Consider the following 13,220-nt stretch of genomic DNA (forward strand, 5'->3'; position numbering starts at 1 on the left):
GGGGGGCCGGCGGGGCCCCCCCCCCCCCCCCCGCGCGGGCCCCCCCCCCCCCCCCCCCCCCCCCCCCCCCCGCGCCCCCCCCGGGGGGGGGGGGGGGGGGCCCCCCCCCCCCCCCCCCGCCGCAGGTGGTCAGCTGCGCAGGCGCCACTGCTGGTTCGCGCCGCCGTGGCAGTCCCAGAGGATGATCTTCGTACCGTTCGCGGTGCCCCAGTTGGACGCGTCCAGGCAGCGTCCGGACTGCGCGCCGCTGATGGTGCCGCCCGCGTTGAGGTTCCACTGCTGACTGACGCCGCCCGTGCAGTCCCCGATGACCACGCGGGTGCCGTTCCCGCCCGCGCCGCCCTCGGCGTCCAGGCACTTGGTGCCGTACACCCGCAGCTGCCTGCCCGAGGTGTAGGCCCAGCGCTGCATGGTGCCGCCCCAGCAGTCGTACAGCTGCACCTGGGTGCCGTTCGTGGTGCTGCCGTTCGGCACGTCCAGGCAGCGCCCGGACTGGACGCCCACGATCTCGGTGGTCGAGCTGCCCGTGCCGCCCGGCGTACCGATGCTGCCGGGCGCGGCCTGCAGGGCTCCGTACCAGGCGGCGGCCATCTTGTCGTAGCCGGTGGCGGTGGGATGAATGCCGTCGATCAGGTCGGCGGTCGTCACGGCGCTGTGCATGTCGACGAGGTGGACGTGCCTGCCGGCGTTCACCTTGCTCTGCACGATGCCCGGAACGGCGGCGTTGAAGCTGCGCACGGCCGACTCCTGGCCACTGTTGGCCAACGGGATGAGCTGCGCCACGAACACCTCCGCGGCGGGGGCGGCGTTCGTGATGTGGTCGATCAGGGCGGACAGCCGGCTCGGTGCGGTGGAGACCTGGTAGTTCTGCAGGATGTCGTTGGTGCCGATGTGCAGCAGCACGGTACGCGGCTGGTAGGTGTTCAGCCAGCCGACGATGCTGGCGTCGACCTGGTCGATGCGCCAGCCCGGGTGGCCCTCGTGGTCGTGGTCGCCGAGGTTGCCGGGCCCGTTGTACTGGGACCCGACGAAGTCGGTGGTGTACCGGCCGTTGGCGAGGCGTTGCCACAGGCCGATGCGGTAGCCGCCCGGCACCTGGGTGCCCTCGGTGATGGAGTCGCCGAGCGGCATCACCCGTACCCCACCGTTGGATTCCGCGCCGGCCGGGCAGGCCTGGGCCACCAGGCCGGCGACCGCGACGGCCGTCGCGGCGCCCGCGGCGAGCCACCTTGTCGTTGTTCGCATGGCTGTTCCTCTCGGGAGGCCGCGCGCCAGGTGACGGGCACCGTGCGACTCCGCCACCTGACGAGCGGGATGGTTCGGACAGGTCACCCCTGCCCGATCGCTAACGCGAGCCGCTGCCGCAGGTGAGAGCCGGCGCCGATGGCGAGCCGCTCGCCAGGAAGCCGAAGACGGTCGACCCGCCGGCGGGCAGGGACCCGTTGAACTCCGCGTTGCGGACGGTCGCCGTGGAGCCGTTGGTGCTCAGGGTGCCGTTCCAGACCTGGCTGATGCTCTGGCCGTTGCCCAGGGCCCACTGCACGGTCCAGCCGTCGACAGCCGCGGCCCCGGCCGTCACGCTCACCTCGCCCTGGAAGCCACCGGACCACGCGGTGGTGGTGCGATAGCTCGCGGCGCAGGCACCGCCGCTCGGCGGCGGGCTGCTCGGCGGCGGGCTGCCGGCACCGGGAGTGAACTGCCAGTGGTTGACATTGAGCAGGTAGCCGCTGCCGCCGTTGAACCTGACGTACAGGTCGTGGGTGCCGGCGGCGGCCCCGCTGACCGGACACGTCGTGTCGGTCCAGACCTGCCAGCCACCGGTGCCGGTGACCCGGCAAGTGCCCACCAGGGGGCCGCCCACGCCGTCCAGGTGCAACTCGATGGTGCCGCTGCTACCGCCCGATGCCACCCGGGCCCGGTACGAGGCGGCGCCGGCGCCAAAGTTCACCCCACTGACCTTGAGGTAGTCCCCGTTCTCGATCCAGCCGATGTTCATCCCACCGTCGGTGCTCGGCTCGGTCTCCACCCCCGACTCCCAGGCGATCGTCTCCGCCTCCTGCCGGACGTACGGATCCACCGTCCCGACCTGCGGGGCGCCCCTGGTCGTCATGGTGATCGTCGGGATGGTGCCGTCCGCCCCGTAGGTGAACTTCTCCACCGCCACCGACCGGGTGAAACCACCGCCGCCCGGCAACGCTCCGTTGTGGTAGAAGAAGTACGACCCGCCCTTGAAGTCGATCACCCCGGGGTGGTTGGTGAAGCTGCTTCCCTGGGTCGGCATGATCGTCCCGCGGTACGTCCACGGTCCCAGCGGGCCCGGGGCGGTCGAGTAGGCGATGAACTCCGAACAGCACCTGGCCGCGAAGACCAGGTAGTACAGGCCGTTGCGCTTGTACACCCACGGCGCCTCCTCGAACAGCGTCGGCCGGTTCGCGTCGCCGGTCCGGGTGCCGAAACCGCTCATGGTCAACGGGATCTGGGTGGGGCTTCCCGAGTACGAGACCATGTCCTGGTTCAGCTTCACGTACCACAGGTGGGGGTTGCCCCAGTACAGATACGCCTGGCCGTCGTCGTCGATGAACACCGTCGGGTCGATCTCCCCGTTGCTCACCAGCGGACGCCCGATGGCGTCCCGGAACGGCCCGGTCGGGCTGTCGGCCACCGCCACCCCGATCCCCATCTGGCCGGTCGCGCGCACCGTCATCGGCACGTACCAGTAGAACCTGCCGTTGCGCTGGACCACCTGCCCCGCCCAGGCGTTGGCGCTGGCCCAGCTGAAGCTCGCGAGGCTGAGCGGTGCGCCGTGGTCGGTCCAGTTCACCATGTCGTCCGAGGACCAGACCCGCCACTCCTTCATCGTGAAGTAGGTCGAGTTGTCCTCGTCGTGCCCGGTGTAGAGGTACACGCGGCCGTTGTGGACCAGCGGTGCCGGGTCAGCCGTGTAGATCGTCTGGACGATCGGGTTGTCCGCGCGGGCGGTCGCCGGGACCATCCCCAGCAGCGCGAGGAGGCTCACGACCAGGGCCATCCCGCGCCTGGTCCGGCGGCTGCCCCGCGCCGGCGGGGTGGGCCCTGAGCGGTCACCGCTCACCGCGGCGGTTCCCGCCGCGACACGCGGGTCGCGCCGGCCGGTCATCGGAATCGACACTGACATGGTGGCGAACCTTTCGGACGGGTCGGACAGCTGACATCGGGCACTCGGATGCCGCGGGCGAGACACCTGCGGCCGCTTCGGGCCTGACCCGGCCGGCGGGAGGCCGGGCGCGTGGTCAGGGCGTCAGCCCCGGCTCCACTTCTGGTCGTTGCCGCCGGTGCAGGTGGCGAGGACGACCGGGGTGCTGTTGGCGGTCCCGCCACCGTTGGGAGCGAGGCAGATGCCGGACTGGACGCCGGTGACGGTGCCGTCGGTGTTGACGTTCCACTGCTGGTTGGCACCGCCGTTGCAGTCCCAGATGATCACCTTGGTGCCGGCTGTGGTCCCCTGGCCGTTCGCGTCCAGGCACTTGCCGCCGTACACCTGGAACTGCTTGCCGGAGGTGTAGGTCCACTGCTGGTTGGCGCCGCCGTTGCAGTCCCACAGCGTCACCTGCGTGCCGTTGGACTGCGACTGGTTGGGTACGTCCAGGCACCGGCCGGAGTTGGTGTTGCGGACCGGACTCGTGGTGTCGCCGGGGCCGGCCAGCACGGACAGGTTGTCGAATTGGGCGGTCTCTCCCTGGCTGGTGCCGAACCCGACCTGACCGGCACCGAAGGTGGGGTCGACGGCGGTGCCCACCGTCGTGCCGTCGATGCTGGCGGTGATGGTGCTGCCGGAGAACCCGAGGGCGAGGCTGTGCCAGCGGTTGGTGCCCGGCGCCGGGACGGTGCCGCTGCGCAGGGTGGCCAGTTGCCCGGCGGTGTTGTTGCGCAGGATCGACCAGGAACCGGTGTCGGTGATCCGCAGGAAGTAGGCGTTGTAGCGGCCGATGGGGTCCAGGTTCGTGGTGCCGACCCGGCCTTCGATCTGGACGTAACCGGACTTCTCGAGCATGGCGTCGGCGGAGACGGTGTAGTTGCCCCAGTTCAGGTTGCCACCGTAGGTCGCCGGGTCGGCGAGGGTCTTCCAGGTGATGGGGGCCTGCGGCGACATCTGGCGCAGGCACGTGCCGGAGCGGCCCGCGCCGCACGTGACGGTCTCGAAGGCGCCCTGCATGTCCTGCAGGTATCTCGGCATCCGGCCGGTGGCGTAGCTCTCGAAGTCGTCGCGGTACGGGAGGTCCAGCGAGCCTTGGCCGGGGCTGACGGCGCTGCCCTTGCCCTGTCCGGTGGTGGTGGTGACGGTGTAGAGGTAGCCGGGCTGGACGGTCAGCGAGAAGGCACCGCCCGACGGGGTGATGTCACCGGTGTGCACGAAGAAGTCGTTGGTGCTGTTCGAGTTCAGGTTGGTGGCCCACACGTGCACCTGGCCGGTGGAGAGGCCACCGGTGACGCTGACGTTGACCTGCTGGGCGCTGGTGGCGTCCATGGTCTCGATGACGGTGCTGTAGTCGGTGTTGTTCGTCGACTTCAGCGACACGTAGCTGCCGTTGGTGCGGTTGCCGCCGAGGTAGCCGGTGGACGAGTCCAGGTACTTCCAGCCCGGCGCGGTGAACTGGGTCGTGTGTGCCAGAGCCCAGGTGTTCTTGCCGACCGCGTACCAGCCCGACCACGGCTGGTTGGCGAGGACGAGCCCGACGGTGGCCCACGGGAGGTTCGGGGTGATCGCCGCGATCAGGTCCCAGTTGAGGTAGGCGACCATCCTCCCGTCGATGTAGCCGCGGTTGATGCCCCGGGCGAGCGGCTTGGCGCCGTCGTTGTAGTCCTGCGAGCCGCCCTCGCTGTTCCAGAGTGTCTTTCCCGTGCTGGTGGCGATCGGGGCCACCGAGCACGAGGTCTGCGCGCTGAGGTAGCCGCACGGGTAGTGGCCGCTGAGCACGTCGATGCTGTTGCGCAGGGTGGCGTTGCTCGCCACCGCGTTGGCCGGTCCCCAACTGCCGGGGTAGTCGTCACCGAAAATGATCTTCACGCCGCTGTACCCGTTGCTGTTCAACGCGGTGCGCAGGCTGATGGTCCAGTTCGCGTCGGTCTGCTTCTCGTTCTGCGCGGCGGTGAGGTAGTCGATGGTCAGGTTGTGCTGCCTGGCGCAGCCCAGCCAGTCCAGGTAGTAATTGATCATGTCCGATGACATGAAGGTGCCGTTGCCGATCCACCCCGGGGCGCCCCAGGGCAGGGCCGCCAAGGTGATGCGGGGGTTGCGAAGCCTGGCCTGCTCCATGATCCACCACTCGTAGCCGCGGTTGCAGTTGAGGTCGCCACGGACATGCTCGTGGCTCGGCTCGGAGCCGCTTGTCGAGTTGGTGTCCCCGCCCATCTCCACCTTGAGAATCTGCAGGGCGGCCCCGTAGCCGGGCTTGAACAGGTAGTCGAGGATCTGGCCGCGCTGCGGCTCCGGGTAGTCGATGAGCAGTCGACTGTTGCCGCCACCCCCGCTGACCGCTCCCACACCGTCGAACGTCTGCCCGCCGGAGGCACCGTTCAGGGTGATCGATGTCGCGGCCAGGGCCGGGCCGGCGGTCGCCGCCACCAGGCCGGCGGCGGCGAGAACCGCGGCGGCGAGCGCCGCCGTCAGCCGTGCACGACGGGACCGGACGGGCCCGCGATGAGAGACCAGCATGACGGCTCCTCGGATACGTAGCGCTCCGCGCGGGCGGAGCCTCACGAACGGATGACCGTCGATAGGAACGCTAACATCTCGGCCCGAAAGTCAGCCGACGGGCGCGCGTCGGAGCTCGTGACTCCTGGCGGCTCCAGCTGCCGATGAGGTGGCGGCGGTGGCGAACCCGCGCGGCAGATGTTATCGATAACATCGACGTATCTGATTAAAGCACAGTCACTGCGGCACCGGGAGCCCTTCGCCGCACCTGGCCGACGACCACACGGCCGGGGGGGGGGGGGGCGGCGGCCCCCCCCCCCCCCCCCGCCCCCCCCCCCCCGGGGGGGGGGGGGGCCCCCGCCCCCCCCCCCCCCCCCCGCTCCGGTTCCACCCGCTCCTGCGCCGGCTGAGCCCACTCGCGCGCGCCGTCGCCGCGAGCGTCAGGAACACCCGGACCTGCGCCACGCCACTAGCGCTGCAGCGTCAGCACACCCGGCCGGTACGGCAGGAGGCCGTAGTCGCCGCCGGAGCTCGGGGCACGCCCCTGGTAGAGCAGTTGGAGGTTGCAGGGGTCGATGGTCATGGTCTGGTCGGGGTTGCTGCGCACCAGGTCGCCGTGGCTGATGTCGTTCGTCCAGGTGGCGCCGCTGTTGGCCCTGCCGGCGAAGGGGTTGCTCTCGCTCGCGGCCTGCGGCGTCCAGGTGCCGCCCAGGCTGCTGGCCGTGAAGGAGCGGAAGTAGCGGCCCTGCGAGCCGATCGCCTCGACCAGCATCAGGTACTGGTTCTGGCCCTGGACCTTGTAGACCTGAACCCCTTCGAAGAGGTTGTTCGTCGAGTCGCTCATGATCACCGTGGACGACGCGCCGAAGTTGCCCGGGAAGTTCCCAATCGGCATGCTGGCGCGGTAGATCTTGCCGTTGTCCCCGGCGAAGAACAGGTACATGTTCGTGCTGTCACCGATGAGCGTCTGGTCGATGGGCCCCGTCCCGGAGCCCGAGATGCTTCCGGTGAAGAGCGTCTGCTGGGACGACCAGCCGTTCACGTTGGTGGGGTCGCTGGACGTGCGGTAGGAGAACGCGGTCCCGCCCCACTGGTAGGCGAGCACCCAGATGTTCTTCGGGGCGAAGTAGAACAGGGTCGGCGCGACAGCGGCGAAGGGCATCGCGTTCTGGCTGGCCGAACCCATGTCGGACCAGTTGGTGAACGGGCTGAAGTTCATCGAACCCCACGAGGTACCGGTGTCGTGCGTCGTGGCGTAGACGAGGTGCCGGCCGTTGTGCACGACGGTGGTGAAGTCCTTGAGCGAGACCCACCCCGATCGCGGGTTCGCCAGCGCGCCCGTCGACGACCAGCGGTACGTCGACGGCAGCGTGCACGAGCCGCCCGGCGGCGGCGTGGTGGGGTTGCCCCCGCCGTCGACCCGGACGAGCTGCCACTGCTGGTTGGCGCCGTTCCAGTCGTCGTACTGCACGATGCTGCCACCGTCTGCGGTCGAGGCGCCCTGCACCTCCACCACCCTGTTGCTGTTCCGGTTGATCAGTCGGACGTAGCCGCTGTCGGAGTCGGCCAGCCGGAACTGCTGGTTGGCCTGGTTGCCGTCGGTCCACTGCACGACGTTGGCGCCGTTGGCGGTCGACCAGTTGTAGACGTCCAGCACCTTGCCGGACAGCCGCGACCGCAACCGGTAGTAGCCGCCGCCCGAGTCCACGAACTGCCACTGCTGCTGGTTGCCGTTGTTCCGCGACCACTGCACGATCCGCGCACCGTCGTTCGTGGCCAGGTTGTAGACATCCAGAGCCTTGCCACTGTTGCGGTTGACCAACACGTACCACGCGCTCGTGTCGACCGTCGCGGCGGCGGCGGGCGTCGACACCGCCACCGCGGCGGCACCACCGACCACCACCGCCGTCACGGCGGCGGCGACCACCCGGGGCAGCCACCTGCGCCGCAGCGGCGGCGCGATCGACTGAGACCTGTCGAGGGCAGACATGATCCTCCTTCATTGACCAAGAGCCGAACGGTCCGCCTGGAATTGGGCGCACCGCGACGCATGGCCGGACCCCTGCGCCGGAAAGTGTTAGCGCTAACAGCCTGGACGCATGCCCCGACCAACGCCTGATCCAGGAAGTCGACGAACTGGGCTTGCCCGGTGAGCCACACGTGTCGCCGTCCTGTCCATCGACTGTGAGCGATAACATGCCGTTCGTCAAGTGGGGACGGTGGCCGGCCGGCACTCCGCTACGGTTCGGAGCCGCTGATTCTCGCGCCGTGCCCGAAATTTTCGGGCCAGCCCCCCGCAGCCACGGCCGCCGAACCATGGCGCACCGGAGATTTGGATCTTGATATGGATCATATACGCAGGTAGATGAGGCGGCGTCTCGCATGGACGCCTCACCTCGCCGCCGATGCCCTCCGGAACAGTTCCGGAAGATGTTGTTCCAACGGTGCCGTCGTGCCAGCATGGCCTGGATTGAAGCCCGTCTTTACCTGTCCGGGTTGTGCGATCGACCGACGGCCCTCGCCCGCATGCCGGGCGGCGACCACCACCCACGTGGGCCCGACGGCCGGGACGCGCGACCGAAGAGGAGGCAATCGTGGCAACCAGATCTCCCGTCCCCTCCGCCGGCTCATCGAGGAGTCGACTGCTGCGGATCCGGCTGCTGGCCAGCGGCGCCGTTGCCGCGGTCGCGGCAATGGGTGTGATGGTGGTGATGCCGGATGCGAACGCCGCGGCGAGCACCCTGGGTGCGGCCGCCGCGCAGTCCGGCCGGTACTTCGGCACGGCGATCGCGGCGGGCCGGCTCGGTGACTCGACCTACACCACCGTCGCCGGGCGCGAGTTCACCATGGTGACGGCCGAGAACGAGATGAAGCCGGACGCCACGGAACCCCAGCGAGGCCAGTTCACCTTCGGTTCCGGCGACCAGATCTACAACTGGGCGACCCAGCGCGGCATGAAGGTCCGCGGCCACACCCTGGCGTGGCACGCCCAGCAGCCGGGCTGGATGCAGAGCCTCGGCGGCAGCAGCCTGCGCCAGGCGATGATCGATCACATCAACGGCGTGATGGCCCACTACAAGGGCAAGCTCGCCTACTGGGACGTCGTCAACGAGGCCTTCAACGAGGACGGCAGCCGGCGGCAGTCCAATCTGCAGTCCACCGGAAACGACTGGATCGAGGTGGCGTTCCGCACCGCGCGCACCGCCGACCCCTCGACCAAGCTGTGCTACAACGACTACAACATCGAGAACTGGTCCTACGGCAAGACGCAGGGCGTCTACAACATGATCCGCGACTTCAAGTCCCGGGGCGTGCCGATCGACTGCGTGGGCCTGCAGACCCACTTCACCGGTGGCAGCTCGCTGCCAAGCAACTTCCAGACCACGCTGTCGAGCTTCGCCGCCCTCGGCGTGGACGTGGCCCTGACCGAGGTCGACGTCACCAACGCGTCGACCTCGCAGTACGCCGGGCTGACCCAGGCCTGCATGAACGTGCCGCGCTGCGTCGGCATCACCGTGTGGGGCGTCCGGGACAGCGACTCCTGGCGCTCCAGTGAGAACCCGCTGCTGTTCGACGGTGGCGGCAACAAGAAGGCCGCGTACACCTCGGTGCTCAACGCCCTCAACGCCGCCGGCCCCACCTCCTCGGCGACCCCGACCGGCGGCACCGGATCCCCGTCGCCGTCGGTCCCGCCGGGCGGGGCGAACCGGATCGTCGGCGCCCAGTCCGGCAGGTGCATCGACGTGCCGAACGCGTCGCAGAACAACGGCACCCGGGTGCAGCTCTACGACTGCAACGGCCAGGCCAACCAGGCATGGACGCTCACGTCCAGCAAGCAGCTGACCGTGTACGGCAGCAAGTGCCTGGACGCCGCGGGATCCGGCAACGGCTCGGCCGTGCAGATCTACAGCTGCAACGGGCAGGCCAACCAGCAGTGGAACGTCAACTCCAACGGCACCATCACCGGCGTGCAGTCCGGACGCTGCCTGGACGTGTGGGGCACCGGCAACGGCCAGCAGGTCCAGATCTACGACTGCAACGGGCAGGCCAACCAGCGGTTCAGCCTGAACTGACCCCGGGCGCCGATCGCGGTGTGGCGGCGGCACCCGCCGCCACACCGCACCGCCGCGGCGCGGTCGGGTCGAGAGCTGGTAGGCCCCTCCGTACGGGAGGGCGGGCGGGCGCCACGCCCGTCCCGACGGTGGTCAGCTACTCGAAGGTGAGCTGGTCGCTGCGCCGCGGCATCAGCGACAACGCGCCCAGGCCGAGGACCGCCAGCACGGCCAGCGCGATGAAGACGTGGTGTGTCGCCTGGTACAGCGACGCGCGGACGTAGTCGGCCACGGCCGGGTCGGCGGACCGGCTGTGCCCGCCCAGCACGAGGCTTGTGGCGTCCACGTGCTCGGGCAGCCGGGCGGCGATCGCCGCCGGCGGATGTGCGAAACGGTCGGCAAGGGTGGCGTTGGCGATCGCCCCGAAGACGGCGGCGCCGACCGCGCTGCCGAGGGATCGGCTGAACATGTTGGCGCCGGTGACCACGCCGCGGCGGTCCCAGCCGACCACGGACTGCACGGCGACCAGGGTCGGGCTGGCGGTCAGCCCGAGCCCGACACCGAGCACGAAGGCCGCCGCGGCGGCCGCCGGCACCGTCGAGTCCGGCCCGAGCAGCGTGGTCAGCGCCGCGCCGCCGACCACGAAGACGCCGCCGATGAGGGCCGTGTCACGGAAGCCGATCCGCAGGTAGACCCGTCCGGCGAGGCTGGCCGCCAGCGGCCAGCCGACCGACAACGCCGCGAGCGCGAACCCGGCCACCAGCGCGCTGGTGCCGAGCACGCCCTGGGCGTAGGTGGGCAGGTACGAACTCAGGCCGATGGTGAGCGCCCCGACGCACAGCGCGGTGAGACTGCCTCCGGCGAGCACCCGGCGGCCGAACACCCACAGCGGCAGCACCGGCTCGGCGGCGCGACGCTCCACGCCGACGAACGCGGCGAGCGCGACGACACCGGTCACGAGGATCGCCACGCTCTGGACGGACGCCCAGGGCCAGGCCACGCCACCCTGGAGGAGCCCGAGGATGAGGAGCCCGAATCCGACGGTGAGCAGGGCCGCGCCCGCGTAGTCCACCCGGTGCCTCGTGCGGGTGATCCGTTCGGTGAAGTGACGGGCGAGCGTCCACGCCGCCACCGCGCCGAGCGGCAGGTTGATGTAGAAGATCCACCGCCACGACAGGTACTCGGAGAAGACGCCACCGAGGGTCGGGCCCAGCACCGCGGAGATGCCCCAGACGCTGGCCAGGTAGCCCTGCACCCGCGCCCGCTCCGCCACGGTGTAGAGGTCGCCGACGATCGTCATGCTCATGGGCTGCACCGCGCCCGCCCCGATGCCCTGGACGGCGCGCGCGACGATCAGCGCGGGCATGCTCCACGCGACGCCGCACAGGATCGAGCCGAGCAGGAAGAGGGCGATGCCGACGAACATCACGGGCCGGCGTCCCAGCGAGTCGGCGAACTTGCCGTAGATCGGCACCGTGACCGCCTGGGTGAGCAGGTAGATCGAGAACAGCCACGGGAACTGCGAGAAGCCACCGAGGTCGCGCACGATCGACGGCACCGCGGTGGCGATGATCGTGGAGTCCAGCGCGACCAGGCCCGTGCTGAGCATGATCGCGGCGAGCACCGGGCCTCGATCGGAACGAAAGCCGACGCTCGTCACGGTCGGGTCACTGTCCGCCGGGCCGGAACCGCTGCCGGCCGCAGGTGTCGCCACCACGTACGCACTCCTCCGCTGGGCAGGTGGACCGCCGATGGTCAACGTATCGGGGCTCCTACGCCGTCCGGGCCGGGAGGCGCAGCTCTTCGAGATCCAGCTCACGTTCCAGGACGCGCAGCCCCTCGTCCGGCAGCCGGCCGGCGTCCCGCCAGCGCAACAGCTCCTCGCGCTGCGCATCGATCGCGGCCCGGCGGATGCGCAACGCCGCCTCGTACTGCGGTGAGACCGGCACCTCGGACACGGCGGCCGCCTGGAGCAGGTCGAGGCGGTCGCGGTAGCGGATCAGCCGGCTGTGCAGCTGCGCGCGCATCGACTCGACGGCGTCGGCGTACTCCGGTTCCTCGGCGGCGACCTCGGCGAGCCGGGCCAGGGCGGCCTCGACGGACGCCGACCGTGCTTCGTTCCGGACCCGGATCCGGTCCGCCTCGTCGGCGCGCAGGCCCAACGCGCGCACCAGCGGCGCGAACGTGAGCCCCTGACCGACCAGCGTCACGAGCACGACGACGAAGGCACAGAACAACAGCAGGTCCCGGTCCGGGAAGGGTGCTCCGCTGTCGGTCACCACCGGCAGGGTGAAGATCGCGGCGAGGCTGATGACGCCGCGCGTACCGGACCAGCTGAGCGCGACGACCTCACGGCCGGTCAGCCGCCGGGCGTGGCGTGCCTCCCGGACGGCGCGGCGGGCCGACCCGGCGCTGTCGTCGTCGTACTCGGCGGCGGCGCCGAGGCGGGTGTGCATCCAGCGGGGCAGCAACTCGTTCAGGACCAGCCACAACGGGCGCAGGAGCAGCACCACGCCGACCGAGACCGCCACCGCGATGACGATCGTGGCGGTGGTGTACTGCTGCAGCCCCTGCACGACCTTGGGCAACTGCTGGCCGATCAGGAGGAAGACGAACCCCTCGAGCAGGAAGTCGACAAGCCGCCACACCGCGCTCGTCTGGAGCCGGCTGGCGCCGGAGGCGAGCCGGGGCGTGTGGTGCCCGACGATCAGCCCGGCGACCACCACCGCGAGGACCCCCGAGACGTGCAGTTCCTCGCCGAGCAGGAAGGCCACGAACGGGGTGGCGAGCGAGACCGCGTTGGACAGCAGCGGATCCCTGGTCAACGGCCGCGCCAGGCGAACGCCCCACGCGACCGCGGCGCCGACCACGATCCCGCCGGCCGCCGCGACGACGAACTGTCCGGCGGCCGCGGCGAAGGAGAAGGTGCCGCTGACGGCCGCGGTCACCGCCACGGTGAGGATCGTCAACGCGGTGGCGTCGTTGAGCAGCCCCTCGCCCTGGATGATGGTGACCAGCTTCGGCGGCAGATTCACCCGCCGGCCCACCGCGAGCGCGGCCACCGGGTCGGGCGGCGCGACGGCCGCGCCGACCGCGACACCGGCGGCCAGGGTCGCTCCGGCGACGAACAGCTGGAACCCCACCCCGATGGCCAACGCGGTCACGAGCACCAGGACCACCGAGAGGCTGACCACGATGCGCAGGTTCCTGCGGATGGCCAGCAGCGACGAGTCGAGCGCCGCGCTGTAGAGCAGCGGTGGCAGGACGACGGTCAGCACGACGTGCGGGTCCAGCGTGATGTTGGGTCCCGGCAGCAGCGCGTAGAGGATGCCGATCAGCGTCAGGAGCGCCGCCGCGGGCAGGCCGGTGCGCGAGGCCAGCCACCGCACGACGACGATGACCGCGACGGCCGCCAGGACGAACAACAACAGGCTTTCGGGACTCACCCCCACATTCTCCCCCCGGCGACCTTCTTGCCCCGGCACCGGCGGACCGCG

At 70.5% G+C, this 13,220-nt stretch carries 7 protein-coding genes; 1 reads left to right on the plus strand and 6 read right to left on the minus strand.

The genetic code is table 11. The features are described from left to right. Positions 1 to 129: 129 nt before the first annotated feature. The 4 genes from ACZ6PY_RS05155 to ACZ6PY_RS05170 form a co-directional block, all read right to left on the minus strand. Positions 130 to 1,245: a ricin-type beta-trefoil lectin domain protein gene (locus ACZ6PY_RS05155; RefSeq protein WP_466069437.1), complete on the minus strand. Its 1,116-nt coding sequence runs from the start codon at positions 1,243 to 1,245 to the stop codon at positions 130 to 132. 100 nt (positions 1,246 to 1,345) lie between these two features. Continuing rightward, positions 1,346 to 3,028, minus strand: a complete 1,683-nt coding sequence (locus ACZ6PY_RS05160) for a family 43 glycosylhydrolase (RefSeq protein WP_466069439.1) — start codon at positions 3,026 to 3,028, stop codon at positions 1,346 to 1,348. A gap of 249 nt (positions 3,029 to 3,277) precedes the next feature. After that, positions 3,278 to 5,692 (minus strand): ricin-type beta-trefoil lectin domain protein, encoded by a 2,415-nt coding sequence (locus ACZ6PY_RS05165; protein ID WP_466069441.1) that lies wholly within the window; start codon positions 5,690 to 5,692, stop codon positions 3,278 to 3,280. Between the two features lie 448 nt (positions 5,693 to 6,140). After that, on the minus strand, positions 6,141 to 7,661 hold the full coding sequence (locus ACZ6PY_RS05170; protein WP_466069443.1) for a non-reducing end alpha-L-arabinofuranosidase family hydrolase: 1,521 nt from the start codon (positions 7,659 to 7,661) through the stop codon (positions 6,141 to 6,143). A 703-nt stretch (positions 7,662 to 8,364) separates the two neighbouring features. Here ACZ6PY_RS05170 and ACZ6PY_RS05175 point away from each other — a divergent pair. Then, positions 8,365 to 9,744: an endo-1,4-beta-xylanase gene (locus ACZ6PY_RS05175; protein WP_466070736.1), complete on the plus strand. Its 1,380-nt coding sequence runs from the start codon at positions 8,365 to 8,367 to the stop codon at positions 9,742 to 9,744. Positions 9,745 to 9,880: 136 nt separating this feature from the next. Here ACZ6PY_RS05175 and ACZ6PY_RS05180 read toward each other — a convergent pair whose 3' ends face one another. Together ACZ6PY_RS05180 and ACZ6PY_RS05185 are read right to left on the minus strand one after the other, a co-directional pair. Then, on the minus strand, positions 9,881 to 11,347 hold the full coding sequence (locus tag ACZ6PY_RS05180) for an MDR family MFS transporter (RefSeq protein WP_466069444.1): 1,467 nt from the start codon (positions 11,345 to 11,347) through the stop codon (positions 9,881 to 9,883). Positions 11,348 to 11,495: 148 nt separating this feature from the next. Continuing rightward, entirely contained in the window at positions 11,496 to 13,169 is a 1,674-nt protein-coding gene (locus ACZ6PY_RS05185; protein WP_466069445.1) for a Na+/H+ antiporter, read from the minus strand. Positions 13,170 to 13,220: the final 51 nt, after the last annotated feature.

Source organism: Micromonospora sp. NPDC048907 (genome assembly GCF_055586885.1).